Annotated in this window: 25 protein-coding genes, 4 tRNA genes and 1 pseudogene; 21 read left to right on the top strand and 9 right to left on the bottom strand. The window is 70.8% G+C overall.

The genetic code is table 11. The features are described 5' to 3' along the window. Positions 1-74 precede the first annotated feature (74 nt). Both htpX and AC3CHW_RS13510 read left to right on the top strand, forming a co-directional pair. Positions 75-932: a zinc metalloprotease HtpX gene (htpX, locus tag AC3CHW_RS13515; RefSeq protein WP_387591320.1), complete on the top strand. Its 858-nt coding sequence runs from the start codon at positions 75-77 to the stop codon at positions 930-932. 4 nt (positions 933-936) lie between these two features. Further along, positions 937-1,329: a YccF domain-containing protein gene (locus tag AC3CHW_RS13510; protein WP_176163470.1), complete on the top strand. Its 393-nt coding sequence runs from the start codon at positions 937-939 to the stop codon at positions 1,327-1,329. A gap of 87 nt (positions 1,330-1,416) precedes the next feature. Here AC3CHW_RS13510 and AC3CHW_RS13505 read toward each other — a convergent pair whose 3' ends face one another. Beyond that, complete coding sequence (locus tag AC3CHW_RS13505; RefSeq protein WP_488470596.1) at positions 1,417-2,790, bottom strand: HNH endonuclease; 1,374 nt, start codon at positions 2,788-2,790, stop codon at positions 1,417-1,419. 254 nt (positions 2,791-3,044) lie between these two features. Further along, on the bottom strand, positions 3,045-3,533 hold the full coding sequence (locus tag AC3CHW_RS13500) for a YajQ family cyclic di-GMP-binding protein (RefSeq protein ID WP_176163472.1): 489 nt from the start codon (positions 3,531-3,533) through the stop codon (positions 3,045-3,047). A gap of 197 nt (positions 3,534-3,730) precedes the next feature. Here AC3CHW_RS13500 and AC3CHW_RS13495 point away from each other — a divergent pair. Next, positions 3,731-3,812: transfer RNA gene (locus tag AC3CHW_RS13495), tRNA-Tyr, on the top strand. A gap of 549 nt (positions 3,813-4,361) precedes the next feature. Here the strand turns inward: AC3CHW_RS13495 and AC3CHW_RS13490 are convergent. From AC3CHW_RS13490 to AC3CHW_RS13480, 3 genes are all read right to left on the bottom strand, one after another. Beyond that, positions 4,362-4,931, bottom strand: coding sequence for a VanZ family protein (locus AC3CHW_RS13490; RefSeq protein ID WP_488470595.1), 570 nt, complete (start codon positions 4,929-4,931; stop codon positions 4,362-4,364). A gap of 87 nt (positions 4,932-5,018) precedes the next feature. After that, complete coding sequence (locus tag AC3CHW_RS13485; RefSeq protein ID WP_488470594.1) at positions 5,019-5,378, bottom strand: hypothetical protein; 360 nt, start codon at positions 5,376-5,378, stop codon at positions 5,019-5,021. A 747-nt stretch (positions 5,379-6,125) separates the two neighbouring features. Then, positions 6,126-6,788 (bottom strand): NAD(P)H-binding protein, encoded by a 663-nt coding sequence (locus AC3CHW_RS13480; RefSeq protein WP_398609625.1) that lies wholly within the window; start codon positions 6,786-6,788, stop codon positions 6,126-6,128. Between the two features lie 678 nt (positions 6,789-7,466). Between AC3CHW_RS13480 and AC3CHW_RS13475 the strand changes: the two genes are divergently transcribed. Beyond that, positions 7,467-8,468 carry a hypothetical protein gene (locus tag AC3CHW_RS13475; RefSeq protein ID WP_488470593.1) on the top strand — a complete coding sequence of 334 codons (1,002 nt, stop codon included), beginning with the start codon at positions 7,467-7,469 and terminating at the stop codon, positions 8,466-8,468. A 104-nt stretch (positions 8,469-8,572) separates the two neighbouring features. Here AC3CHW_RS13475 and AC3CHW_RS13470 read toward each other — a convergent pair whose 3' ends face one another. After that, positions 8,573-9,847 carry an amidohydrolase family protein gene (locus AC3CHW_RS13470; RefSeq protein ID WP_398609627.1) on the bottom strand — a complete coding sequence of 425 codons (1,275 nt, stop codon included), beginning with the start codon at positions 9,845-9,847 and terminating at the stop codon, positions 8,573-8,575. 326 nt (positions 9,848-10,173) lie between these two features. On the opposite strand from AC3CHW_RS13470, the gene AC3CHW_RS13465 reads away from it, so the two are divergent. From AC3CHW_RS13465 to AC3CHW_RS13430, 8 genes are all read left to right on the top strand, one after another. Further along, a tRNA-Thr gene (locus AC3CHW_RS13465) sits at positions 10,174-10,246 on the top strand. A gap of 54 nt (positions 10,247-10,300) precedes the next feature. After that, positions 10,301-10,373: transfer RNA gene (locus AC3CHW_RS13460), tRNA-Met, on the top strand. A 115-nt stretch (positions 10,374-10,488) separates the two neighbouring features. Further along, positions 10,489-10,653: a 50S ribosomal protein L33 gene (rpmG, locus tag AC3CHW_RS13455; RefSeq protein ID WP_003956487.1), complete on the top strand. Its 165-nt coding sequence runs from the start codon at positions 10,489-10,491 to the stop codon at positions 10,651-10,653. 90 nt (positions 10,654-10,743) lie between these two features. Beyond that, positions 10,744-11,196 carry a MaoC family dehydratase N-terminal domain-containing protein gene (locus AC3CHW_RS13450; RefSeq protein WP_176163478.1) on the top strand — a complete coding sequence of 151 codons (453 nt, stop codon included), beginning with the start codon at positions 10,744-10,746 and terminating at the stop codon, positions 11,194-11,196. 5 nt (positions 11,197-11,201) lie between these two features. Next, the gene (locus AC3CHW_RS13445) at positions 11,202-11,636 is read left to right on the top strand and encodes a MaoC family dehydratase (protein WP_187061261.1); all 435 of its coding nucleotides are present in this window, start codon (positions 11,202-11,204) and stop codon (positions 11,634-11,636) included. A 225-nt stretch (positions 11,637-11,861) separates the two neighbouring features. Then, positions 11,862-12,485 (top strand): TetR/AcrR family transcriptional regulator, encoded by a 624-nt coding sequence (locus AC3CHW_RS13440; protein ID WP_398609628.1) that lies wholly within the window; start codon positions 11,862-11,864, stop codon positions 12,483-12,485. A gap of 229 nt (positions 12,486-12,714) precedes the next feature. Beyond that, positions 12,715-14,169: a DHA2 family efflux MFS transporter permease subunit gene (locus tag AC3CHW_RS13435; RefSeq protein ID WP_488470592.1), complete on the top strand. Its 1,455-nt coding sequence runs from the start codon at positions 12,715-12,717 to the stop codon at positions 14,167-14,169. Positions 14,170-14,317: 148 nt separating this feature from the next. Then, positions 14,318-15,397, top strand: coding sequence for a UDP-N-acetylmuramate dehydrogenase (locus tag AC3CHW_RS13430; RefSeq protein ID WP_488470591.1), 1,080 nt, complete (start codon positions 14,318-14,320; stop codon positions 15,395-15,397). Between the two features lie 43 nt (positions 15,398-15,440). Here AC3CHW_RS13430 and AC3CHW_RS13425 read toward each other — a convergent pair. Further along, a pseudogene (locus tag AC3CHW_RS13425) lies at positions 15,441-15,635 on the bottom strand (NAD(P)H-binding protein); the annotation flags it as partial. A gap of 140 nt (positions 15,636-15,775) precedes the next feature. Between AC3CHW_RS13425 and AC3CHW_RS13420 the strand changes: the two are divergent. Then, complete coding sequence (locus AC3CHW_RS13420) at positions 15,776-16,357, top strand: TetR/AcrR family transcriptional regulator (RefSeq protein ID WP_488470590.1); 582 nt, start codon at positions 15,776-15,778, stop codon at positions 16,355-16,357. A 61-nt stretch (positions 16,358-16,418) separates the two neighbouring features. On the opposite strand, the gene AC3CHW_RS13415 is transcribed toward AC3CHW_RS13420, so the two are convergent. Next, positions 16,419-17,489 carry an adenosine deaminase gene (locus tag AC3CHW_RS13415; protein ID WP_488470589.1) on the bottom strand — a complete coding sequence of 357 codons (1,071 nt, stop codon included), beginning with the start codon at positions 17,487-17,489 and terminating at the stop codon, positions 16,419-16,421. A gap of 139 nt (positions 17,490-17,628) precedes the next feature. After that, a complete protein-coding gene (locus tag AC3CHW_RS13410; protein ID WP_488470588.1) occupies positions 17,629-18,864 on the bottom strand; it encodes a pyridoxal phosphate-dependent aminotransferase in 1,236 nt (411 codons plus the stop codon). 201 nt (positions 18,865-19,065) lie between these two features. Here AC3CHW_RS13410 and AC3CHW_RS13405 point away from each other — a divergent pair. From AC3CHW_RS13405 to rplL, 8 genes are all read left to right on the top strand, one after another. Continuing rightward, positions 19,066-19,138: transfer RNA gene (locus AC3CHW_RS13405), tRNA-Trp, on the top strand. A gap of 109 nt (positions 19,139-19,247) precedes the next feature. Further along, positions 19,248-19,535, top strand: a complete 288-nt coding sequence (secE, locus tag AC3CHW_RS13400; protein WP_176163486.1) for a preprotein translocase subunit SecE — start codon at positions 19,248-19,250, stop codon at positions 19,533-19,535. A gap of 81 nt (positions 19,536-19,616) precedes the next feature. Then, the gene (gene nusG, locus AC3CHW_RS13395; RefSeq protein ID WP_488470587.1) at positions 19,617-20,561 is read left to right on the top strand and encodes a transcription termination/antitermination protein NusG; all 945 of its coding nucleotides are present in this window, start codon (positions 19,617-19,619) and stop codon (positions 20,559-20,561) included. A gap of 194 nt (positions 20,562-20,755) precedes the next feature. Further along, positions 20,756-21,190 (top strand): 50S ribosomal protein L11, encoded by a 435-nt coding sequence (rplK, locus tag AC3CHW_RS13390; RefSeq protein ID WP_176163488.1) that lies wholly within the window; start codon positions 20,756-20,758, stop codon positions 21,188-21,190. 116 nt (positions 21,191-21,306) lie between these two features. Next, complete coding sequence (gene rplA / locus AC3CHW_RS13385) at positions 21,307-22,023, top strand: 50S ribosomal protein L1 (protein ID WP_398609634.1); 717 nt, start codon at positions 21,307-21,309, stop codon at positions 22,021-22,023. Positions 22,024-22,164: 141 nt separating this feature from the next. Continuing rightward, entirely contained in the window at positions 22,165-23,034 is an 870-nt protein-coding gene (locus tag AC3CHW_RS13380) for an SCO4651 family lipoprotein (protein WP_398609635.1), read from the top strand. A gap of 265 nt (positions 23,035-23,299) precedes the next feature. Then, on the top strand, positions 23,300-23,830 hold the full coding sequence (rplJ, locus tag AC3CHW_RS13375; protein WP_187085932.1) for a 50S ribosomal protein L10: 531 nt from the start codon (positions 23,300-23,302) through the stop codon (positions 23,828-23,830). A gap of 130 nt (positions 23,831-23,960) precedes the next feature. Beyond that, the gene (gene rplL, locus AC3CHW_RS13370; RefSeq protein WP_398609636.1) at positions 23,961-24,347 is read left to right on the top strand and encodes a 50S ribosomal protein L7/L12; all 387 of its coding nucleotides are present in this window, start codon (positions 23,961-23,963) and stop codon (positions 24,345-24,347) included. Positions 24,348-24,639 lie beyond the last annotated feature (292 nt).

Raw genomic sequence — 24,639 nt, 5'->3', positions numbered from 1 at the left:
GTGATGGAGGGTCCACTGAAAGCTGGAGAAACCGCGAAAGGGTTCCCCCTGCCGTACCACTTGGAGGGCGTACCGTGCACCGCCGGCACAATGGGCTCAAGACCGCCGTACTCCTCGGGGGACTGTCCGCACTCATCATCGTCATCGGTGGGATGTTCGGCCGCACGGGACTGATCATCGCCGTCCTCGTCGCGCTCGGCACCAACGCGTACGCGTACTGGAACAGCGACAAGCTGGCCCTGCGGGCGATGCGGGCCCGCCCGGTCAGCGAGTTCGAGGCGCCCCAGCTCTACCGCATGGTCCGGGAGCTGTCCACGGCCGCGCGACAGCCGATGCCCCGGCTGTACATCTCGCCCACCGACGCCCCGAACGCCTTCGCCACCGGCCGCAACCCGCGCAACGCGGCCGTGTGCTGCACCGACGGCATCCTCCGGCTGCTGAACGAGCGCGAGCTGCGCGGCGTCATCGGCCACGAGCTGAGCCACGTCTACAACCGCGACATCCTCATCTCTTCCATCGCGGGCGCCCTGGCGAGCGTGGTGATGTTCCTGGTCAACTTCGCCTGGCTGATCCCCATCGGCCGGTCCGACGACGACGACGGCCCCGGCTTCCTCGGCATGCTGCTGATCATGATCCTCGGCCCGCTGGCCGCCTCCGTCATCCAGCTCGCGGTCAGCCGTTCGCGCGAGTACGAGGCCGACGCGTCGGGCGCCCAGCTCACCGGCGACCCGATGGCCCTCGCGAGCGCCCTGCGGAAGCTGGAAGCGGGCACGAAGGCGCTCCCGCTGCCGCCGGAGCCACGGCTGGAGACCGCGAGCCACATGATGATCGCGAACCCCTTCCGCCCGGGCGCCGGCATGGCCAAGCTCTTCTCGACCCACCCACCCATGGCGGAGCGCATCAGCCGCCTCGAGAAAATGGCGGGACACTAACCCGATGAAGACGATCCTGAACGTCATCTGGCTGGTCCTGTCCGGCTTCTGGTTGGCCTGCGCGTACGTCCTGGCGGGCCTCATCCTGTGCATCACGATCATCGGCATCCCCTTCGGCATCGCCTCCTTCCGCATCGCCCGCTTCGCGCTGTGGCCCTTCGGCTACACCGCCGTCGAGCGACGCGACGCCGGCGCCCCGTCCTGCGTCGGCAACGTCCTCTGGCTGCTCCTCGCCGGCTGGTGGCTGGCGCTCAGCCACGTCGTGACGGGCCTCCTGCTCTGCGTCACGATCATCGGCATCCCGCTGGGCGTGGCCAACTTCAAGCTGATCCCGGTCTCGCTGACCCCCCTGGGCCGGGACATCGTCCCGACGAACCAGCCCTTCGCCGCCCGCTGAGCGGACCCGACACGACTCCGGGCCGCCCTCCGCCGACCGGCCTGGCCCCGCTCGCCCCAACTCGGCTCTGACCGGTCCGGTACGCGGTTACGCGCCGGGCACCGTGCCACCCAGCTCGGAGGCGGGCGCTGACGGGAACGCGGGCGTGGACGCTGACGTAGGCGTAGACGCAGGAGTGGACGCGGACGCTGACGTGGACGCGGGTGTGGGCACGGTCTCAGCCCGAGTTCCAGGCCCGGGCTCGGGCCGTATCGCCTGGTGCAGCCGCGCGGCGACCCTGAGCAACTCGGCGCGGAACGCCTCCCGTGTGCTGCCCCGGGTCTTCACCGCATGGCAGTTCGGGCACAGCGCGATCATCTGCGAGGGGTGGTCGCGCCCGTCCGCGGTGATCTCCACGACGTGATCGACCTCAAGTATCGGCTGGCCAGCGTCCGTCCGATCGTCCGGCTGACCGGGACAGCGCGGGTTCTCGCAACGCCCGCCGCAGCGCAGCAGGACGGCCTCCCGGGCCGGGGCGGAGCGCAGTGGCCGCTGGCTCTGTCGCGGAACGCGCCGGCCGCGCCGCGCTGCCTCGTCGCGCTCGACCGACCGGCACAGTCGGTCGTACTGCGCCGCGACCCGCACGGCGTGCGGAACCTCGCCGTTCGCGCCGGCGGGCGCATGCGTGACCTCCTCGTCGAGCCCGACGTCGACGAGGAGCGCGCGAACGGCTTGCGGGTCCACGCCGTCGAAGTAGGTGAGCAACGTGCCGACGGCGCGGGCGCGGTCCGAAGCGGAGTCCCGCAACCGCTCGTACACGGGAAGCGGCAGGCCCGTACGCGGCTGGTGGGTCGCGAACCACCGCGCGATGTTGTTGTCGCCGTGCGCGCTCGGCACCGGGCCGCGGTGGTCGCGCATGTCCCACAGGCCGGCGCGATGGAGGGCGGCGGCGGGATAGTCGGGGCGCGGTCGCTCACCCCGCGCGCCGTGCTGCGAGAGCAGCCGCCCCACCTCGCGCTCGGTCGTGCTCCACGTATCGAGACGCGAGTCGCCACGCCGGGCCCGCCCGAGGGCCCACAGCAGCAGGATCGGCTGGTAGAGCGCTGGACCCTGGCGGGTCGACCGCATTCGTAGGTCGGCTATGGCCGCCTCGAACGCGCTGTACTCCAGGGCAGGCCCCCGCTCCCCGTCGTCCTGCCCGGCCCCCGTGTCGACCACCGCGAACCCGAGCTGCCGCAGCAGCGATCCCACGGTCGCCACCCCGCCGGAGAACTCCTCCGCCGCCAGGGCCGACCGCCCCGGCAGATGCCCGTGGGCGGCGCCGACGATCGCCTTGGAGTCGTACAGCTTCCCCTCGTACGAAAGCCGCAGCCGACGCGCCTCCCCGAACCCGTACGCACGCAGGAAGGCGTCCCGACCGAGCCGGTCGCACTCCTCGATGGCGCGGAGCACCTCCACGCGTGTGATGTCTCGCAAGGCCATGAACGCACGGTAAGCGACGGCACTGACAATCAGCCGGGGCCGGGGCCGGGGATGGGGGGAGGCGGGGGACCGGCGGGAGGGGCGGGAGCCGGCGGGCGCGGGACGCGGTCGTCACCCGCCCACGGAGCGAGCGCGTCGACCGGTGGCGGGCGCTGAACGCCCACCGCGGGGTCTCGCCCCGCCCGCGCCCGGGGCGCCGGGCTGCCGCGGGTCGACCTCCGACCGGCGGCAGCCTGGCGACGAAGAAACGCCGGTTACCGGTAGTTCACGAACTGCAGCGCGAAATCGAGGTCCTTGCCCTTGAGGAGCGCCTGCACGGCCTGCAGGTCGTCGCGGCTCTTGGAGGAGACCCGCAGCTCGTCGCCCTGGACCTGCGCCTTGACGCCCTTCGGGCCCTCGTCGCGGATGATCTTGGCGACCTTCTTGGCGTTGTCCTGCGAGATCCCCTCCTGCAACGAGGCGAAGATCTTGTACTCCTTGCCGGACGCCTGCGGCTCGCCCGCGTCCAGCGCCTTCAGCGAGATCCCACGCTTGACCAGCTTCGTCTCGAAGATGTCGAGAACGGCCTTCACCCGCTCCTCGGCGTTGGCCCGCATCTCGATCTTCTCGCCCGACCAGGCGATCGACGCGTCGACGCCCTTGAAGTCATAGCGCTGCGCGATCTCCTTGGCGGCCTGGTTGAGCGCGTTGTCGACCTCCTGCCGCTCGACCTTCGAGACGATGTCGAAACTGGAGTCGGCCATGTTGAGTTGGCTCCTCGTACGTAGATCCGTCAGGGAAGCGGCCCAGCAGGCCGCGCTGCCAGCCTAGCTACCTCGGCCGCGCTCCAGCGGCGATCAACCCGGTGGCGGACCACCCCCTGGCATCGGGTATGGTTTATGTCGTTGCCAGGGAGCCCCAAGCAATCTCAGCAAAGGGCGGAATTCTTGGCTACATCCCAGGCGGTGTGCCCGAGTGGCCAATGGGAGCGGACTGTAAATCCGTCGGCTTAGCCTACCCAGGTTCGAATCCTGGCGCCGCCACGCACTGGGAGACGGCCCCTGATCCGCGGAAACGCGGATTGGGGGCCGTTTTTGTTGTGAGCGGCGAGTGGGGTGGGATGCCTCGCTGCCCCGATGCCCGCACGCTCTCGACCAGCGCTTAGCGCTTATGGACGGGACCTGGACGCGATGTCGGTGGAGAGTCCGCGGTGACGTCCAGGTGGGGCAGGGCATGTGGGTGTCCCGTGTCTGGCGCTCGCGCGGTCGGTGTCCGTTTGCCCGTCGCTGGAAGCGTGCGGAGAGCGGCCAATCACCGGCGTCGGTGTGCGGCACCCCGTTGCTTCTCGCCGCGATCGCGCGGCGGTGGTGATGGCCTGTGGTGCCCCTCCCGGCGGCCTGCTTCTCGTGCCCTGACTGCTTCGGATGAAGCGCTGCGGCACTGTTGCGACCGCTGAGTGGAGTGCGTTGTTGAGGTGCCAGCAGTGGCGCTATCTCAATTTCGAAGCCAGCAGGTTCGTAGTCGCGATTAGGCGGGCGGATCACGAAATGCAGTGACCGGCCGATGACTTCTGTGAGCGAAAGCCACACGCATCAAGCTCGATGTCTCCCCACCGGTGCGTGAACTCGCACCACATAGCGGGAGAAGCGGGCGATGAGTGCGCCGATGGCGCCGCCGAGGGTGTTGAAGAGGAGATCGTCTATGTCGACGGTGCGGCCCGCGGCCATGAGGAATTGCGTGGCCTCGATGGTGGCGCTGGCGAGCAGGCAGGAAAGAACCGCGGAAGTGGTGCCGAGCGAGGGGAAGGAAAACAGCAGAAGCGCCGCCAGGGGGGTGAACATGGCGGCGTTGGCGATCTGGAGGCGCACGATCATGTCGCGTTCTTCGGCGAAGAGGCCGGCGCCGCTGTGGCCGCTGGGCTGCCACATTCCCTCACCGGGAATCCAGGCGATCGCATGGCCGCCGGTGCCCAGCGGCTGAGTGGGGGCCACCGTGGCCACCAGGGTGATGCCGGCCCACAGCAGGAGGAGGGCGCGCGCCGCGCGGGAAGCCCGGTCGCTGTCGCGGGCCAGCCACCGGGCGCCGGCGAGGCACAGGCCCACGGTTGCCGTGAGGAAAAGGGCAAGGGTCGCCGGGCTCACGTACAGCACGACCTGCCACATGCGCACTTCCTCGTAGGTATAGGGCCCAGGTGCGGTGGGCGTCGAGGCTGGGCTCCTGTTTCGGAGGTGCCCAGCCCGTTGAGCGGGTCAGGGGCAGCGCCACTTGGTGACGTACACCTTGCTCTTGTACTCCATCACGCCGCGAATGCACTCGTCCTTGTTGATCTCGTGTTTCCTGCGTAATTCGGCGACGCCGTTCCTCGTTTTCTTGGTGCCGAACCACAGTTCCCAGGCGGTGATATCAGAGTTCTTGCGTTGCGATCCGAGCTTGACCTTGATCTCGCCGCCCTGGTGGCGCACGTACCTGACTCTCCAGGTGAAGGAGCCGGTTTTCCCGACCTTTCCACCCTTGATGCAGAGCGATCCCTTGGAGAGGTCTCCGCAGCCCGCCGGTGTCGCGCTCGCCGCTGGGGCGAACGTCACCGTGCTGCCGAGAATGGCCGCCAAGGCTATGGAAATTCCGAGTGGGTGTACAGCGTGCATCTCCCCTCCCATTCGAATTGGCGTTTCGATATGCGTGGGAGTGGCCCTGGTGGGCCTTTATTACGCTACCAACTGGATACGGTCCATGTGGGAGGTAAACGCGCCAAAGGTGCGTAAATGGGCGCTTCGCATGACGTATCGATTCTTCTTGTGTCGAAAAAGGGCGCCGTTTGGCTCACCACGGGCGGCCCTGATGGCGGGCGCCGCGTGCCATCAGGGGCGGAGCCGTCGCGGAACGCTGTGGGGCGTCGGCGGGGGCTCGGGCCGCTTGCCAACGGTGGCAAGGCCATGGGCGCGCCACGCGCGTCACCGCCGGCGTCGTGGCGGCCGGAGCCGGGGCGTGGAGGGTGGCCGGCTGGGCGGGAGGCCCGGCGTCGCGTTCGGCCCAGTCGTCACGCCCGCCTCGCGGGCCCGCCCCGTCTCGCCCCGCGTGGCCAAGGCGTCCCGTCAGGCCCAGCGGCAACGCGGGGACTCGTACGCGGCAGCAGTCCGGGCCGCACCGCGGGCCTCAGCACGCTGCGCGGGCGTCGCGGAACTGCGCGGCGTCGCGGCGGGTGGCACACCGTGCGGGGCGTGTCCGATAACGCCGTGGAAGGTCTCCCTCCGGGCCGGACCGGACGGAACCAGAGTTGGACCGGGCCGTACCGGGGTCATGGTCGGGCCGGGCCGGGCCGGGCCGCCGCGCGGGCCCCGGCCCGGCCGGCCTCCCGGTCAGCGTGCGGCTGCCGCCCGCACGGCTTCCGCGATCGGGGTGGTGCCGCCGATGAGTTCCAGGGTCTGGCCCGCGGTGCCCGGCTCGTCGAGGAGGGCGGCCAGGACCGCTGCCACGTCCTGCCGGGTGACCTCCGCCCGGCCCGTGGACTCGGCGAGGGTGACCAGGTCGGTGCCGGGGTCGTCGGTGAGGCGGCCGGGGCGCAGGATGGTCCAGTCGAGCGCGGAGCGGGCGCGTACGTCGGCGTCGGCCGCGCCCTTGGCGCGCAGATACGCCGCGAAGACCGGGTCGGTGTCCGCGCTCGGCTCCCGGTCGGCGCCCATCGCGGAGACCACGACGAAGCGGCGTACGCCGGCGCGCTCGGCCGCGTCCGCGAAGAGGACCGCTGCCGCGTGGTCCACCGTCTGCTTACGGTCCACGCCGCTGCCGGGGCCGGCTCCCGCCGCGAAGACCGCCGCGTCCGCGCCCTCCAGGTGCTGGGCCACCTCGGCGAGCGAGGCGTGTTCCAGATCGCACACGACGGGCTCCGCGCCCGCCGCCAGCAGGTCGCCCGCCTGCTCCGGCCTGCGGATGATCCCCGCGACCTCGTCCCCGCGCCCGGCGAGCAGCCGCTCAAGCCGGAGCGCGATCTGACCATGTCCACCAGCGATGACAATGCGCATGCCCTCGACCGTACGCCGGAGTGGCGTGCAACCATCGGTGCCACTCACGCGTCTCTTATCCGTCCCTGACCGGTTGTCGTGGATGTGTCCGTTCGCCGCGGCGCGTCGGTCGCGGGGCACGGACGCAGGGTGGGGCGGGTGCCGGATCGCGCGGGCGCCGCGCGCCCGCGTAGCGCGATGGCGTGGGCGCCTCGGGGCGCGCGCGGGCTCGCGGTACGCGTACGTCACCGCGTACGGCGCGGCACTCCGACACGGCACGCGGCACGGTGCGTACGGCACCGGCCCGAGCCGAAGTTGGGGGGTGGGCGTTGCGCATGGTGACCGATATCCGGGGGGCAACGGCCCGCCGGGTACGTACCATCTGTGCGTCAGTCGTCTCGCGGTATGGGGCGCGGCGGTGCGGGGACGCACCGGCTCGCCGGCCGGGACACGTCATGATCCACGCGAGAACACACGTGGTCACCAAGGGGAGCGCGGGGGAGGGGCAGCCTCGCTCGTGCCGCCACGCAAGAGGAGCTTGCCATTACCGCCATCCGTAAGTCCCTGGTCGCTGTCGGCTGCACGGTCGCGCTCGCAGCCGGTTCCACTGCCTGCGGTAGCGAGGAAAACCTCTCCGCCGGGCAGCGCCTTTCGCGTGCCACCGACAACCTCGGTGAGCGGGACGCGATCTCCGTGCAGATGTCCTTCGACGCCACGCCCGAGAAGATGCGGCTGTTCGCCGAGGACGCGGAAGACCCGATGCCGCCCGAGGTGGCCGAATTCCTGTCCAAGATGAAGGTGACGTTCTCCGCGAAGTCCGACAAGCCCCTGGAAGACTCCGGGGAGAAGGACATGACGAGCAGCCAGCTCAAGATATCGGGCCCCGGCGGGGACGTGGCCGAGTACCGGCTGGTGGGCAAGACCGCGTACTACCGGCTGGACCTGCAGCAGTTCGCCAAGCTCAGCGGCGAGACGATGCCCTCGGCGGACGAGCTGAAGGGCCAGCTCCCCAAGGGCTTCGAGGCCGGTGAGGCGCTTCTCACCGGGAAGTGGATCAAGATCGAGGCGGCCGACCTCGAGAACCTCCGGCGCGACATGACGGACATGGCGAAGTCCGAGGGTGGCGCCGACGCGCCCACCGAGGACCCCACCCTGAGCCCGGAGACCAGCAAGAAGCTGCTGAACTCCATCCGGAACGCCTTCGCGGGCCAGGTCACCACCAAGGAGGCCGGCCGCAAGGACGGCGCCGACCACGTGTTGGCCACGGTGCCGGTACGGCCGCTGGCGACGGCCATCGTGAACGGGCTGCGGCCGATCGCGAAGGAACTGCCCGGCGGCGAGAAGGAACTGCCGACCGAGAAGGACCTGAAGGACGTTCCCAACAACAAGGTGACGGTCGATTTCGCGGTCAAGGGCAGCGAACTCAGCGGCGCCACGGTGGACCTGACCGAGTTCGACAACAAGCTCAAGAAGAAGCTGGCCGGTCAGGGTGATGGAAAGCTGCCGATGAACCTGTCGTTCGACGAGCCCGTCGACGTCAGCGCCCCGTCCGACGCCGTCAAGGTGGACGTCAAGCAGCTCATGATGGGCCTCGGCTCGCTCTTCACCGGCGGCCTGGGCCAGGACGACGAGGCCGGCGCCACCGACGACCCGTTCGGCGGCGACGGCTCCCTCGACGAGAGCTTCGCGGGCCTCGAGTAACCGTCAGATCAGCCCGCCCGGCAGGGGCGCCCGCCACGCGCGAGCGCCCCTGCCGGCGTTTCCGCGGGCGCGTCCCGCGCCGGCGCCGCCACGGGGCGAGGTGGTCAGTTCCGGGGCGGCTGGCGGCCGTCGCCCTGCGTCGTCCGCGCCTGGCGGGGCAGGTCGAGCGCGACCACGGCGGCCGAGTCGCAGTACTCGCGCACCGCGCTGGTCCGCGCCACCACCCGGCCCCGGTGCACCACCAGGCGGCTGTACGCGAGCGAGAGGGCGCCGGCCACGCTCTCGCCGCGCACGGCCAGCAGCTCCGCGGGGAATCCCGCCTCCACCCGCACCTCCGGCAGCCCCATGGCCGCCCTCGCCTGGCCACTGATGGCCTCGTACGCCTCCTCCGGGGTCAGCCCCTCGCGCGAGGCGAGCAGGAACCCGGCCTCCAACGGGTCGCCGCGCCCCACCGGGTTGGCCGTGTCGCGCAGGGCGCCGCTGCCCGCGGCGACGCGTACGCCGGCGGCGCGCAGCAGCCGCACCGGCGCGCACGGCGAGACGGGCGAGCGCCGTTCCTCCAGCGCGCCGCACTCGGCCTGTGGCAGCGCGCACACCGTGATCCCGGCCGCGGCGAGCTGGTCGGCCGCCCGCGTGGCGAGCTGGCGCGGCAGCCGGGTGAGGCCGCCGCACGGGCCGAGCGTGACGCCGGGGCGCAGCCCGCCGGCCATCGCCGCGAAGCGGGCGAGCAGGGCCGGGTCGTCGCCGTCCAGGTGCAGGTCGACGGCGCAGCCGTGCTCGGCGGCCAGCGCCAGCACGGCCTCCACGTGGCCGGTCGGGTCGGGGTCGAGGTCGGGGCAGCCGCCGATGACGCCGGCGCCCATCTTGACCGCGTCCCGCAGCATCGCGAGCCCCTCGGCCCCGGCGATCCCGGTCAGCGTGCGCGGCATGGCCACCGCCGAGACGTCGATGAGCCCACCCAGCGCCCTGCGGGCGAGCAGCACCGCCTCCAGCGCGCCGAGCCCCGACACGTCCCCGACGCGCACGTGGGTGCGCAGCGCGGTCGCGCCGTGGCCGAGTTGCAGCAGCGCGGCCTCGGTGGTGCGCCGCTGGACGTCGTCGGGGGCGTACGCGGCTGGGCCGTCCGCGTCGGCGGTGAGGGCGAGGTCGCAGTGGGCGTGGGGTTCGGCGGGGGCGGGCAGCAGGAGGTAGCCGCTGAGGTCGACGCGGGCTCCGGGGGCGAGGCTGCCCGCGGTGCCCACCGCGTCGACGCGACCGCCGCTGAGCCGTACGTCGACGGTGCGCCCGTCCGCGAGCCGGGCGCCGCTGAGCAGCAGGGCGGTCGCGTCGGATGCCGCGCCGTCGTTTCTCGGGGGCTGCTGCGGCTGGCTGTCAGGCATCGCGCTCCTGTGAGTGGCGAGAAGTGCGGGCTGGGGGCGGTGACCTGCGGCGTCCGGCGGCCGGGCGGCCACGGGGCGAGTCGGGGACGGGTGCTGGGTTCCGGGCGGGAGCCAGCGCGGGCGACGGGGCGTGCGCGGGCGCGCGGGGGCGCGCTGCGCCAAGATCACTCGGTGCGCTCCGAGCCTAGGGCGCGGCCGGGACCGCTTCGAGGAGGAGCCGAATAGTCGTACCGGTGTGGTGCGGGAGGCATCCGCCAGCCGCACCACAGGGCGGGTGGATACGGATTTCACGATCGGCGGCAGAGCGTGTAATGTCTTCATCGCTCGCCCCAATAGCTCAGTCGGCAGAGCGTCTCCATGGTAAGGAGAAGGTCTACGGTTCGATTCCGTATTGGGGCTCTGATGTGTGAGGTTGCCTACCCGAGATAATCGGGTAGGTGCCGCTCGCATCACAGCGGTGTAGCTCAGTCGGTAGAGCAAGCGGCTCATAATCGCTGTGTCACCGGTTCAAGTCCGGTCACCGCTACTGACAGTAGCCGATTGTGGGGTCGGTCCTTCGATCGGCTACTCTTTTCTGCGTTCATCCATCCGTCCCCTCGGGCTGATCCCCTGGGGCGGCCCCACGTTCAAGGAGCACTCACGTGGCTGCCACCGACGTCCGCCCGAAGATCACGCTGGCCTGCGTGGAGTGCAAGGAGCGGAACTACATCACCAAGAAGAACCGGCGTAACAACCCGGACCGTCTTGAGATGAAGAAGCACTGCCCTCGTTGCAACTCGCACACCGCGCACCGCGAGACGCGATAATTCAGGCTCGTTCACGAGGCCGCTCCCAGCCTGGGGGCGGCCTCGTGGCGTTCTACGTAAAGATCACGACAGTCGCAGGAGGTGCGAGCGATGCCGCTCGATGAGAGCTACGTCGGACGGGCCTATCCGCCCACCGAGCCGTACGAGGTCGGTCGCGAGAAGATCCGGGAGTTCGCCGAGGCGATCGGGGAGACCAACGGCGTCTACACCGACCCCACGGCCGCGCGGGCGCTCGGGCATCCCGACGTGATCGCCCCGCCGACTTTTGTGTTCTCCATCTCCTATCGCGCGGCGCATCAGGTCATTCACGACCCGCAACTCGGTCTCGACTACAACCGGGTCGTGCACGGCGACCAAGCCTTCAGCTACGTCCGTCCGGTGCGGGCGGGCGACTGCCTGTCGGTCACTTCCACCATTGAGTCGGTCAGAACCATGGCGGGTAACGACATCCTCGTCGTGCGCGGCGACGTGCACGATAAGAGCGGCGAACTCGTGGTGACCGCGCGCACGATGCTCGTGGCCCGTGGCGCTGACGGGAAGTGAGACAGATGACAGCGAAGATTTCGTACGACGAGGTCGAGGTCGGTACCGAACTGCCTGGCCAGTCCTTTCCGGTGACGCGTGAGACCCTCGTGCGCTACGCGGGGGCGTCCGGCGACTTCAATCCGATCCACTGGAACGAGAAGTTCGCCAAGGAGGTCGGGCTGCCCGACGTGATCGCGCACGGCATGTTCACCATGGCCTCCGCGATCCGCGTGGTGACCGACTGGGTCGGGGACCCGGCCGCCGTCGCGGAGTACGGGGTGCGGTTCACCAAGCCCGTCGTCGTGCCGAACGACGACAAGGGCGCGCTCATCGAGGTCAGCGCCAAGGTCGGCGCCAAGCTCGACGACGAGGCGCGCACCGTGCGCGTCGACCTCACGGCGGTCAGCAACGACCAGAAGGTGCTGGGGCGCTCCCGCGCCGTCGTGCGCCTCGCCTGATCGCCGCCTGTCGCCGCCGGGCCGCCGTCCGCCCTGGTCAGAGGGTGCGGCGGCCCCGCGCGTCGCTCGCCCGGGCGCGGGCCGGCCGGGCCGCCGGCCGGCCGGGTGGACGGGGCCGTCCGGGCGGGAAGCGGTGGTCGAGGGCGGCTCGGGGGCACGCGGTCACCGCGTCGCGGTGGCCGGAGTCACTTGACGGCGAAAGTTATTGAGTAATAACTTATGGTCATGGCGCACTCCACACCCCGTATGAGCGCGGACGAGCGGCGTAGGGTCGCGGTCCGGGTGGCGATGTCGGAGTTCGCCAAGGGCGGGTACTACGGCACCTCGACCGAGGCCATCGCGCGGCGCGTCGGGGTCTCCCAGCCGTACCTGTTCCGGCTCTTTCCCAACAAGCGGGCCCTCTTCAAGGCCGCCGCCGAGCTGTGCTTCACGCGGACGACCGAGACCTTCGTACGCGTCGCTGACGGGCTGTACGGCGAAGAGGCGCTGGCGGCGATGGGCCAGGCGTACTCCGAGCTGATCGTCGACCGCGAGCTGCTGCTGATGCAGATGCAGCTCTACGTCACCGCCGGCGGCTCGGACGACGAGGACGTCGTGGCGTACGTGCGGGAGGGCTGGACGGGCATGTGGGAGACCGTTCGCGAGCTGAGTGGGGCGTCGAGCGAGGAGCTGGACGAGTTCTTCTCCCGCGGGATGCTCATCAACGTGCTCGTGGCGCTGGGCGTGCCGGGGGACAACCAGTGCTGGGCGGCCTTCGACGAGTACAGCAAGGCCGCCGCGACGCAGGCGGTGGCCCGCGGCGCGGCGGATGGCCTGCCGGACGGCGCCGCCGAGACGGGGTCGCCGTGACCCCGCGCCGGGTGGGGCCGTGAGCTGAGCGGCCCACGGCCGGCGCCCGCCGGCGTTCGGTAGCCGGCGGCCAGCCGTACGGCGGGCGTGGCCCGACGACCGGACGACCGGCGACCAGACGCCCCACGACCACAACCGACAGCGCGGCGATCCACGCGTGCCCCTCGGGGTTCCGCGTTCCCTCATGACCGAGAAACTTAGTAAGCAATAACTAATTTTGGAGCCTGTCATGCACACGGATCGGCCACCGACCAAAGCCACCGCCGTCTGGACCCTGGTGATCACCAGCATCGCCGGGTTCATGGCGGCGCTGGACAACCTCATCGTCATCACCGCCATCCCCGACATCGGCGAGGACCTCGGGGGCGGCATCGAGGAACTCGAATGGACCGTCAACGCGTACACGCTCAGCTTCGCCGTGCTGCTGATGCTCGGCGCCGCGCTCGGTGACCGTTTCGGGCGCCGGCGTATGTTCGGCGTGGGCATCGCGCTGTTCACCGCCTCGTCGGCCGGCGCGGCGCTCTCCTCCGACATCGGCCTACTGATCGCCGCCCGGGCCGCGCAGGGGGTCGGCGCGGCGCTGCTGATGCCGCTCAGCCTCACCCTGCTCACGGCGGCCGTGCCGGCGGAGCGGCGCGGCATGGCGTACGGGATCTGGGGCGCCGTCAACGGGCTCGCCGTCGCCTCCGGGCCGCTGATCGGCGGCGCGGTGGTCGAACACATCTCCTGGCAGTGGATCTTCTGGCTGAACGTGCCCATCGGCATCGCGCTGCTGCCGCTGGCCCGGCTGCGGCTGGTCGAGAGCCGCGGCCCGGCCGACCGGCTCGACGTCGTCGGCACCGTGCTGGCCAGCCTCGGCCTCCTCGGCATCACCTTCGCGCTGATCCAGGGCAACATCGACGGTTGGACGAGCGCGCCGGTGCTGGGCGGCTTCGGCCTCGGCGCGGCCCTGCTGGTGGCCTTCGTCCGCTGGGAACTGCACACCGACGCGCCGATGCTGCCGATGCGGCTCTTCCGCTCCCGCGCGTTCAGCACGGTCAACGCGGCGGGGCTGCTCATGTACCTCGGCATGTTCGGCTCGATCTTCCTGCTCACCCAGTTCCTCCAGCTCATCCAGGGCTACTCGCCGCTGGAGGCGGGGGTGCGGATGCTGCCGTGGACCGCGATGCCGATGATCATCGCGCCGCTGGCCGGCGCCCTCTCGGACCGGATCGACGGCCGGCTGATCGTCGCCACCGGGCTCGCGCTGATGGCGGTGGGCATCGGCTGGCAGGCGGCCATCGCCGAACCCGGCCTCTCGTACGCGGCCCAGGTCGCGCCCTTCGCGATCAGCGGCGTGGGCATGGCCCTGTTCTTCGCGCCGGTCTCGGCCCTGGTGATGAACTCCGTACGCCCCGCCGAGCAGGGCATCGCCTCGGGCGCGAGCAACGCCCTGCGCGAGATCGGCGGCACGCTCGGCGTCGCCCTGCTCGCCTCCGTCTTCAGCGCGCGCGGCGGCTACGGGGCGCCCCGCGAGTTCACCGACGGCCTCACCCCCGCGCTGTGGGTGGGCAGCGGCGCGCTGGCGCTCGCCGCGGTCCTGGTGCTGCTGGCCCCGCGCCAGCGCCCCGCCGGATCGGTCGCGGAGGGCAAGACGCCCGCGCTGGCCGAGCCCGGGCCGGCGCGACACTCCGCGCCGGTGTAGCCGGGGCCACGCGCGGCCAGGGCGGCGCCGGCGCTCGGCCCGGCGGTCGGACCCGGCGCACGGCCCGGCGGTCGGACCCGGTGCGGGCCCGGCCGCCGGGCCGCCCGCCCGGCGCCGAGTGTCTGTGGTGTTCCGTACGCTTGTGCCCGTGCAGGAACTCCATGACGCCCCCCTCGCCCCGCTGACCACCTTCCGGCTCGGCGGCCCCGCCACCCGGCTGGTGACGGCCACCACCGACGCCGAGGTGATCGCCGCCGTCCGCGAGGCCGACGCCGCGGGCACCCCGCTGCTGCTCGTCGGCGGCGGCAGCAACCTGGTCATCTCCGACAAGGGCTTCGACGGCACCGCGCTGCGCATCGCCACCGCCGGCTTCGCCCTCGAAGCCGCGGGCCCCGAGGCGGGCGGCGGCGCCCACCTGGAGTTGGCGGCGGGCGAGAACTGGTCGGCCGCCGTGGCCCGCACGGTCGAGGCCGGGTACGCGGGAATCGAGTGCCTGGCGGGTATCCCGGGCTCCGCCGGCGCCACCCCGATCCAGAACGTGGGGGCGTACGGGCAGGAGGTCTCCTCGGTCATCACCGAGGTCGTGGCGTACGACCGACAGGCCGACGAGGTGGTCACCATCCCGCGCGCGGAGTGTGGTTTCTCCTACCGGCACAGCCGCTTCAAGCAGCACCCGGACCGGCACGTGGTGCTGCGGGTGCGGTTCGCGCTGGAGGACGCGGGCGGCCTCTCGGCGCCGCTGAGGTACGCCGAGACGGCGCGGGCGCTCGGGGTGGAGCCGGGCGACCGGGTGGCGGTGGGCGCCGCCCGCGAGACCGTGCTGCGGCTGCGGGCGGGCAAGGGCATGGTGCTCGACCCCGAGGACCACGACACCTGGTCGGCGGGCTCCTTCTTCACCAACCCGATCCTCGACGAGGCCGCGCACGCCGCGTTCCTGGCCCGGGTCGCCGAGCGGCTCGGCCCGGACGTGCTGCCGCCGGCCTACCCCGCCGGCGACGGGCTGACCAAGACGTCCGCGGCCTGGCTGATCGACAAGGCCGGCTTCACCAAGGGGTACGGGCAGGGCGCGGCCCGCATCTCCACCAAGCACACGCTGGCGCTGACCAACCGCGGCGCGGCCACCACCGAGGACCTGCTCGCGCTGGCCCGCGAGGTGGTCGCCGGCGTCCGCGCCGCCTTCGGAGTCACGCTGGTCAACGAGCCGGTCATGGTCGGCGTCGAGCTGTAGCCGACCAGCCGACCAGCCGACCAGCCGACCAGCCGCCCGGCGCTCTCGCCGCGACGGCGGGCCGCAGCGCCCGCTCGTCCGTGAGGTCGGGGGCGGTGACGACGGTCAGCTCCGGGTGGGTCACCGTCAGCCGCGCCGGGTCCCTGACCACGGCCGTGACCTGGTGGCCCGCGTCCAGGGCCTGTCGCACCAGGAGGCGGCCGGTGCCGCCGGTCGCGCCGAACACCGTGAGTCGCATGGCTCCTCCTTCAAGGGTGGGTAAGTATTCACTCACCTCTAGGGTGGGTGCCCACTCACGGCCGCGTCACGTCGCGCCGGAGGCCCAGCGAAGACGACGCGGCGCGCGCGACACAGCCACGCCACCAGGGAGCCCCCCCCATGACCCCCACCCGGGCCCGGATTCTCGACGCCGCCGAACGGCTGCTGCGCACCATCGGCCTGGCCCGCGCCACCACCAAGGAGATCGCCCGCGCGGCCGGCTGCTCGGAGGCGGCCCTCTACAAGCACTTCCGCAACAAGGAGGACATCTTCGTACGCGTCCTGGAGGAGCGGCTGCCCAAGCTCGGCCCGCTGCTCGCCGAGCTGACCGAGCACCCGGGCGAGCGCGACATGACCGAGAACCTGACCGAAATCGCCCGCAGGGCCGCCGAGTTCTACGCCTCCAGCGTCCCGATCATCGCGGCCCTGTACGCCGAACCCACCCTGCTCAAGCGGCACAACGAGGGGCTGCGCGAGATCAACGCGGGCCCGCGCCGGCCGCTGGACGGGCTCGCCGACTACCTGCGCGCCGAGCGCGCGGCCGGCCGCCTGCGCCCCGACGCCGACTGCGACAGCGCCGCCGCGCTCCTGCTCGGCGCCTGCTGCCAGCGCGCGTTCCTGCTCAGCACGGACGAGAGCGAGCCCCCGCTCGCGGAGTTCGCCGCCGACCTCGCCCGCACGGTGCTGCGCGGCATCGGCTGACGGCGCGCGCCCCGGGGCGACCCGCCACCGGGCCGCGCACTCGCGCGCGCCCCGCACTCCGCTACGTCGCCGCCAACCAGGCGTCGATCTCCGCGATCAACCCGTCGCGGACCGGCGTCGGCGCGGCCGAGCCACGGATCGACTGCCGGGCCAGCTCGGCCAGCTCCGCGTCGGTGAACCCGTGGCTCGTGCGGGCCAGCTCGTACTGGTCGGCGAGCCGGGCCCCGAACAGCAGCGGGTCGTCCGCGCCCAGCGCCATCGGCACCCCGGCCTCGAACAACGCCCGCAACGGCACGTCCTCCGCCTTGTCGTACACGCCGAGCGCCACGTTCGACGCCGGGCACACCTCGCAGGTGACCTGCCGGTCGGCCAGCCGGCGCAGCAGCCGCGGGTCCTCGGCCGCCCGCACGCCGTGCCCCACCCGGGCCGCGCGCAGGTCGTCCAGGCAGTCGCGGACGCTGCTGGGGCCGGCCAACTCGCCGCCGTGCGGCGCGGCCAGCAAGCCACCCTCGCGGGCGATGGCGAACGCCCGGTCGAAGTCGCGGGCGAAACCGCGCCGTTCGTCGTTGGAGAGCCCGAAGCCCACGACGCCGCGGTCCGCGTAGCGCACCGCGAGCCGGGCCAGGGTGCGCGCGTCCAGCGGGTGCTTCATGCGGTTGGCGGCCACCAGCACCCGCATCCCCAGACCCGTGTCGCGCGCGGCGCGGTCCACCGCGTCCAGGATGATCTCCAACGCCGGGATCAGCCCGCCGAGCCGCGGGGCGTACGAGGTCGGATCGACCTGGATCTCCAGCCAGCGGGAGCCGTCCCGCACGTCCTCCTCGGCCGCCTCGCGCACCAGCCGCTGGATGTCCTCCGGCTCCCGCAGGCACGAGCGCGCGATGTCGTACAGGCGTTGGAAGCGGAACCAGCCGCGCTCGTCGGTCGCGCGCAGCCTGGGCGGCTCGCCGCTGCTGAGCGCCTCCGGTAGGTGAACGCCGTACTTGTCGGCCAGTTCGATGAGCGTGTCCGAACGCATCGAGCCGGTGAAGTGCAGATGCAGGTGGGCCTTGGGCAGCAGCCGCAGGTTTCGTCCGGTGGGCGCGTCGGTGGCACGCCCACCGGGAGAGGCGGAGGCGGGGAAGTGCAACATCCCCAGATCTTGCCGTATGCCCGACGCGCCCGGAAGCCGGATTCCCCGATCGGCGCGGACCCCGCACACGCGGACGGGCGCCCGGCTCGCGCCGGACGCCCGTCCTCCCGCATCGGCCGCGGCGCGGCCGAACACACCGTCAGCGGGCCTCCGCCAGCAGCTTCTGCATCCGACCCACGCCCTCGGCCAGGTCCTCGTCGCCCAGCGCGTACGAAAGGCGCAGGTAGCCCGGGGTGCCGAATGCCTCACCCGGCACGACCGCCACCTCGACCTCCTCCAGGATCAGCTCGGCCAGCTCCACCGACGTGGCGGGCCGCCTGCCGCGGATCTCCTTGCCGAGCAGGCCCTTCACCGACGGGTACGCGTAGAACGCGCCCTCGGGGACGGGGCACTCGACGCCGTCGATCTCGTTCAGCATCCGCACGATCGTCTTCCGCCGCCGGTCGAACGCCTCGCGCATCGCCGCCACCGCGTCCAGCTCGCCGGAGACCGCCGCGAGCGCCGCCCGCTGCGCCACGTTGGACACGTTGGAGGTGGCGTGCGACTGGAGGTTGGTCGCGGCCTTGACGACGTCCTTGGGGCCGACGACCCAGCCCACCCGCCAGCCGGTCATGGCGTACGTCTTGGCCACGCCGTTGACCACGACGCACTTGTCGCGCAGCTCGGGCACGACCACCGGCAGCGAGTGGAACTCGGCGTCCCCGTAGACCAGGTGCTCGTAGATCTCGTCGGTCAGCACCCACAGGCCGTGCTCGACGGCCCAGCGGCCGACCGCCTCGACCTGCTCACGGGAGTAGACGGCGCCGGTCGGGTTGGAGGGGGAGACGAACAGCACGACCTTGGTCCGGTCGGTGCGCGCGGCCTCAAGCTGCTCGACGGAGACCCGGTACCCCGTCGTCTCGTCCGCGACCACCGGCACCGGCACGCCACCCGCGAGCCGGATCGACTCGGGGTAGGTGGTCCAGTACGGGGCGGGGACGATGACCTCGTCGCCCGGGTCGAGGATGGCGGCGAACGCCTCGTAGATCGCCTGCTTGCCACCGTTGGTGATCAGCACCTGGGACGCCTCGACCTCGTAGCCCGAGTCGCGCAGCGTCTTGGCGGCGATGGCGGCCTTCAGCTCGGGCAGTCCACCGGCCGGCGTGTAGCGGTGGTTCTTCGGGTCGCGGCAGGCTTCCACCGCGGCCTCGACGATGTAGTCGGGCGTCGGGAAGTCCGGCTCGCCCGCGCCGAATCCGATCACCGGGCGCCCGGCGGCCTTGAGAGCCTTGGCCTTGGCGTCGACGGCGAGGGTGGCGGACTCGGAGATCGAACCGACCCGGGTCGATACCCGTCGGTCGGTGGGGGCGGTCTCTTGCGGAGTAGCAGCGGTCATGTCTGCATCGTCGCAGACCGCCAGCGGGAGCGGCACGGGGGTTTGCGAGGCGAACGCGGAGCCGCCGTGCGGTCGCCGCGCAGCCGAACGTTCGACGGTTGGCCGTTCAGCACGTACACTCATGCGTCGTCGGGTCCCAACAACCGCGTCCGCTCACGCACTCCGTGCAGCCGGCCGGATGCTGTACGTTGGGGGCCACAAAGGGTCGTAGCTCAATTGGTAGAGCACTGGTCTCCAAAACCAGCGGTTGGGGGTTCAAGTCCCTCCGGCCCTGCTACACACATCCAGCACGGACGGGTGTGTGCATGCGCAGTACTCAAATGCACCGCTGTGCGGCCGGACCGGACGCGGCACGGCCACGATCCGGATTCAGGTGAGGACGAGTGACGGAAGCCCTTGGCTCCACCGCGACGCCTGAAAGCGGTCGTCCAGACGACGAGGCCGCCAAGAAGGGCCGCCGCGGGGGCAAGCGCGGGAAGAAGGGGCCGTTCGGTCGCCTCGCGCTGTTCTACCGCCAGATTGTCGCCGAGCTGCGCAAGGTTGTCTGGCCTTCGCGTAACCAGCTCTCGACGTACACCACCGTAGTGATCGTCTTCGTGGTCATCATGATCGGTCTTGTTACCGTGATTGACTACGGGTTCAACGAAGCCGTCAAGTACATCTTCGGCTGATCCCGCGTAGGGCACCGCGATCCCGTGCGGCGCCCCTATCGCACGTTCCACCCCTCTTGTAGCCAGGAAGAAGCAGCCACCGTGTCTGACCCGAACCTGAACGACGCCATCGAGCCCCGCGAGGGCGAAGAGGCTGCGGCGACGGCCGACCCGGCGGCTGCCCCGGCCGAGGAGGGCGTCGCGCTCGACGGTGCCGAGGGGACGGACGCCCCGGAGGCGGACGCCCCGGCCGCCGCCGACGAGGCGACGGACGCGGACATCGCGGCGGAGGAAGCCGACACCGAGGCGACGGACGAGGCGGATGAGCCCGCCGACGTTGCGGACGAGGCCACCGAAGAAGCGGACGAGGCAGCCGAGGAAGCGGACGAGGACGGCGAGGAGCCCGCCGAGGCCGCGGCGGAAGAGGCCGTGGACCCGGTCGAGGCGCTGCGCGAGGAACTGCGCACGCTTCCCGGCGAGTGGTACGTCATCCACACCTACGCGGGCTACGAGAACCGCGTGAAGACCAACCTCGAGCAGCGCGCCGTCTCGCTCAACGTCGAGGACTACATCTTCCAGGCCGAGGTGCCGCAGGAGGAGGTCGTCCAGATCAAGAACGGCGACCGCCGCACGGTGCGGCAGAACAAGCTCCCCGGCTACGTCCTGGTCCGCATGGACCTGACGAACGAGTCCTGGGGCGTCGTGCGGAACACGCCGGGCGTCACCGGCTTCGTGGGCAACGCCTACGACCCGTACCCGCTGACCCTCGACGAGATCGTCAAGATGCTCGCCCCGGAGGCCGAGGAGGCAGCGGCCAAGGCCGCCGCCGCCGAGTCCGGCCTCCCGGCGCCGAGCCGCAAGGTCGAGGTCCAGGTCCTCGACTTTGAGGTGGGCGACTCCGTCACCGTCACCGACGGCCCGTTCGCGACGCTGCAGGCGACGATCAACGAGATCAACGCCGACTCGAAGAAGGTCAAGGGCCTCGTCGAGATCTTCGGTCGCGAGACCCCGGTCGAGCTGAGCTTCGACCAGATCCAGAAGAACTGATCCCGCGGATCACCCAGCCACAGCCGAGCAGGTCGGAAGGCCCGCCCGAGGCGCCCGCAAGGGCCCCCGGGCACCCCTTCTGACCTGCTTGGTTTTTGGCCGCATAGCTATACCCGTTATCGTTGTGCGGTATGCCTCCATCCGGATGACCGGATGGCCGGCGAAAACCTCTCACTCAGACCCGGAGAGAGCACATGCCTCCCAAGAAGAAGAAGGTCACGGGGCTGATCAAGCTCCAGATCCAGGCTGGTGCCGCCAACCCGGCGCCGCCGGTCGGCCCCGCGCTGGGCCAGCACGGCGTCAACATCATGGAGTTCTGCAAGGCCTACAACGCCGCGACCGAGTCGCAGCGTGGCATGGTCGTGCCGGTGGAGATCACGGTCTACGAGGACCGCTCCTTCACCTTCATCACCAAGACTCCGCCGGCCGCCAAGCTGATCCTCAAGGCCGCGGGCGTGGACAAGGGCTCCGGCGAGCCGCACAAGACCAAGGTCGCCAAGATCACCCGCGACCAGGTCCGCGAGATCGCCACCACCAAGATGCCCGACCTGAACGCCAACGACCTCGACGCCGCCGAGAAGATCATCGCGGGCACCGCCCGTTCGATGGGCGTCACGGTCGAGGGCTGAGCACCTCCACGTCCCCGGGGCCACGGCCCCCAGTGGCAGGGCCAGGCGCTGGCCCGGACCACGACTCCATCCCTGACTCGCGGCGGTAGCCGTGAGAGTGACTACCAGGAGCAGCAGTGAAGCGCAGCAAGGCTCTCCGCAGCGCGGACGAGAAGATCGACCGGGAGCGGCTCTACGCCCCGCTTGAGGCCGTCCGTCTCGCGAAGGACACCACCAGCACCAAGTTCGACGCGACCGTCGAGGTCGCCATGCGTCTGGGCGTCGACCCGCGCAAGGCCGACCAGATGGTCCGTGGCACCGTGAACCTGCCGCACGGCACCGGCAAGACCGCCCGGGTCCTGGTCTTCGCGACCGGTGACCGTGCTGCTGCCGCGGAGGCCGCGGGGGCCGACATCGTCGGCTCCGACGAACTGATCGACGAGGTCTCCAAGGGCCGCCTCGACTTCGACGCCGTCGTCGCCACCCCGGACCTGATGGGCAAGGTCGGCCGCCTCGGCCGCGTGCTCGGTCCGCGTGGTCTGATGCCGAACCCGAAGACCGGCACCGTGACCCCCGACGTCGCCAAGGCCGTCACCGACATCAAGGGCGGCAAGATCGAGTTCCGCGTCGACAAGCACTCGAACCTGCACTTCATCATCGGCAAGGTGTCGTTCGGTGAGCAGCAGCTGGTCGAGAACTACGCGGCGGCGCTGGACGAGATCCTGCGTCTGAAGCCCTCCGCCGCGAAGGGCCGCTACATCAAGAAGGCCGCGGTGACCACCACCATGGGTCCGAGCATCCCGCTCGACTCCAACCGCACCCGCAACCTCCTCGCGGAGGACGACGCCGTCTGATCGTCAGGCGTCAAAGCGACCACGCGAGCCCCGCATCTCCTCGGAGGTGCGGGGCTTGCGCGTTGTCCCCGTCTCTGCTCAGCTACTCTGCGAGGGTTTGTAAACAGCAGTTAAAGAGGGGGACCTGTGCGTAGTTCCGGTATGGCAGTACGGATTGGCACGCGTGCCGCCGCCGCGGTCGGCGGCCTGGCGTTGCTGGCGGGCCTGACGGCGTGTGGGAGCGACTCCGGTGACGGCGAGGGTACGAAGAAGTCGGGAGACCCCGCGAAGAACGCGATAGCCGCCCTCCAGCTCGCCTCGCAGAGCACCACCAAGCAGCACTCGGCGAAGGTGGACGGCACCACCGCCATGGCGGGCATGACCTCCACCATGTCCGGCAGCATGGACTGGTCGAACGGCATGCGCGCCACGATGAACATCACGCAGAGCGGCGGCGGCCAGCCGGGCGCGAACGGCAAGGCGCGCGAGGCCCGCTACACCCCGGACGCGATGTTCATGAACCTGGGCGACGAGCTGGCCAGCTCGCCGCAGGGCAAGGGCAAGCACTGGATGAAGTACGACTACGCCACCCTCGTCGAGAAGGCCGGTCCCTCGGGCAAGTTCCTCAAGGACCAGATGCAGAACACCGACCCGTCGCGGGCCGTGCAGATCCTGATCGCCACGGGCAAGGTGCGCGAGGTCGGCAAGGAGGACGTGCGGGGCACGAAGGCCACCCACTACACGGGCGTGGTGAACGTCTCCGAGCTGGCCCGGATGCAGTCCAAGGACCTCTCCAAGCAGGACCTGCTGGACCTGCAGCAGCAGCTCCAGCAGAGCGGCATGGAGACCGAGACCATCGACCTGTGGATCGACGGCGACAACCTCCTGGTCAAGAAGCGCGAGCAGGCCGACAGCAGCCAGGGGAAGTTCGACGCCACCGTCTTCTACTCCGACTACGGCACCCAGGTCACCGTCGAGGAGCCGCCCGCCTCGGACACCATCAACTTCGAAGACGTGATGCCGCAGGGCTGACGGCCCCGATTTGCCCGCGCGCGACACGTTCGCGTACTCTTCCACAGAAGCCAAAGACCGCTGGTCGTCGCGGTGTCTCCGCAGGAGACACGGTGACCGAAGGATTCCGCTAGCTGCGGACGGCCTGCGCAGGTGACTGTGGATGAGTTCCCGGAGTTCTTCCGGTTGAGCCACGCCCCGTGCGCCTGCGCCGGGGCGTTTCGTTTTGCCCAGTCTCCTTCCTTCAGCCAATGCGGTCCGATCACCCGGAAGGAGGCCGAGGCTCATGGCGAGGCCCGACAAGGCTGCCGCGGTTGCCGAGCTGACGGACAAGTTCCGCAGCTCCAACGCCGCAGTGGTCACGGCGTACACCGGCCTGAGTGTCGCGCAGCTCAAGGAGCTGCGCCGCGCTCTCGGTGAGAACGCCCAGTACCGCGTGGCGAAGAACACGCTGACCAAGATCGCGGCCAACGAGGCCGGGATCACCTCGCTCGACGACCTGTTCACGGGTTCGACGGCGATCGCCTTCGTCACCGGTGACCCGGTGGAGTCGGCGAAGGGTCTGCGCGACTTCGCCAAGGACAACCCTCACCTCGTCATCAAGGGCGGTGTCCTTGACGGTGAGGCGCTGTCCGCCGACGAGATCAACAAGCTTGCGGACCTCGAGTCCCGCGAGGTTCTGCTCGCCAAGCTGGCGGGTGCCATGAAGGGCAAGCAGTCCCAGGCTGCCGCGCTCTTCCAGGCGCTTCCGTCGAAGTTCGTCCGCACCGCGGAAGCGCTTCGCGCCCAGAAGGCCGAGCAGGGCGGTGCCGAGTAATTCGGCTCACGCATTGACCGCCGCCTAGGGCGACGGTCGCAGCGGGCCCGTCTACGGAGCAATGCCGTCAGGCACACGCCCGCCGACATGTACATCCGGCACCAGCCGAATTAGTGGAAGGACCGCCATCATGGCGAAGCTCAGCCAGGAAGACCTGCTTGCCCAGTTCGAGGAGATGACCCTCATCGAGCTCGCCGGCTTCGTGAAGGCCTTCGAGGAGAAGTTCGACGTCACCGCCGCCGCCCCGGTCGCCGTGGCCGCGCAGGGTGCCGCTGGTGGCGCCGCCGCCGAGACGGTCGAGGAGAAGGACGAGTTCGACGTCATCCTCACCGGTGCGGGCGAGAAGAAGATCCAGGTCATCAAGGTCGTGCGTGAGCTGACCTCGCTGGGTCTGAAGGAGGCCAAGGACCTCGTCGACGGCACCCCGAAGCCGGTTCTGGAGAAGGTCAACAAGGAGGCCGCGGACAAGGCCAAGGAGTCCCTCGAGGGCGCCGGCGCCTCCGTCGAGGTCAAGTAAGACCTCACTCCGCGCGCTGCCGCGCGTGGCCTGAGTCGCTGACTCGGTCGTTTCCAGGGCGATCACCCAAGCGGGTGGTCGCCCTGGCGCGTTCGGGCACGGGGTACGGTGTCTTGTCGATCGCCTGTCGGTGCCTGCGGGTATGGTGATCTTCGTTGCCCCCGCCGGTGTGCGTGTGATGATCTCGGCGCCCGGGTGGCCCTTGACGAACGGCACGTGGCGCGCAATTCTCAGGACGCGAGGTCGGACCGGACTCAGATCGGTCGACGGGCGAAGGCATGGAACGAGCGCG

This window comes from Streptomyces sp. MGP-BFMKR1 (assembly GCF_057766585.1).
Note: the sequence above shows the minus strand (reverse complement) of the source record. Positions and strands in the feature narration are given on the sequence as shown.

Coding starts and splice junctions, on each gene's coding strand:
- AC3CHW_RS13510 (WP_176163470.1), top strand. CDS start 937: ATGAAGACGATCCTGAACGTCATCTGGCTGGTCCTGTCCGGCTTCTGG.
- AC3CHW_RS13505 (WP_488470596.1), bottom strand. CDS start 2,790: ATGGCCTTGCGAGACATCACACGCGTGGAGGTGCTCCGCGCCATCGAG.
- AC3CHW_RS13500 (WP_176163472.1), bottom strand. CDS start 3,533: ATGGCCGACTCCAGTTTCGACATCGTCTCGAAGGTCGAGCGGCAGGAG.
- AC3CHW_RS13490 (WP_488470595.1), bottom strand. CDS start 4,931: ATGTGGCAGGTCGTGCTGTACGTGAGCCCGGCGACCCTTGCCCTTTTC.
- AC3CHW_RS13480 (WP_398609625.1), bottom strand. CDS start 6,788: ATGCGCATTGTCATCGCTGGTGGACATGGTCAGATCGCGCTCCGGCTT.
- AC3CHW_RS13475 (WP_488470593.1), top strand. CDS start 7,467: ATGTCCTTCGACGCCACGCCCGAGAAGATGCGGCTGTTCGCCGAGGAC.
- AC3CHW_RS13470 (WP_398609627.1), bottom strand. CDS start 9,847: ATGCCTGACAGCCAGCCGCAGCAGCCCCCGAGAAACGACGGCGCGGCA.
- AC3CHW_RS13450 (WP_176163478.1), top strand. CDS start 10,744: ATGCCGCTCGATGAGAGCTACGTCGGACGGGCCTATCCGCCCACCGAG.
- AC3CHW_RS13445 (WP_187061261.1), top strand. CDS start 11,202: ATGACAGCGAAGATTTCGTACGACGAGGTCGAGGTCGGTACCGAACTG.
- AC3CHW_RS13440 (WP_398609628.1), top strand. CDS start 11,862: ATGGCGCACTCCACACCCCGTATGAGCGCGGACGAGCGGCGTAGGGTC.
- AC3CHW_RS13435 (WP_488470592.1), top strand. CDS start 12,715: ATGCACACGGATCGGCCACCGACCAAAGCCACCGCCGTCTGGACCCTG.
- AC3CHW_RS13420 (WP_488470590.1), top strand. CDS start 15,776: ATGACCCCCACCCGGGCCCGGATTCTCGACGCCGCCGAACGGCTGCTG.
- AC3CHW_RS13415 (WP_488470589.1), bottom strand. CDS start 17,489: ATGTTGCACTTCCCCGCCTCCGCCTCTCCCGGTGGGCGTGCCACCGAC.
- AC3CHW_RS13410 (WP_488470588.1), bottom strand. CDS start 18,864: ATGACCGCTGCTACTCCGCAAGAGACCGCCCCCACCGACCGACGGGTA.
- rplK (WP_176163488.1), top strand. CDS start 20,756: ATGCCTCCCAAGAAGAAGAAGGTCACGGGGCTGATCAAGCTCCAGATC.
- AC3CHW_RS13380 (WP_398609635.1), top strand. CDS start 22,165: ATGGCAGTACGGATTGGCACGCGTGCCGCCGCCGCGGTCGGCGGCCTG.
- rplJ (WP_187085932.1), top strand. CDS start 23,300: ATGGCGAGGCCCGACAAGGCTGCCGCGGTTGCCGAGCTGACGGACAAG.
- rplL (WP_398609636.1), top strand. CDS start 23,961: ATGGCGAAGCTCAGCCAGGAAGACCTGCTTGCCCAGTTCGAGGAGATG.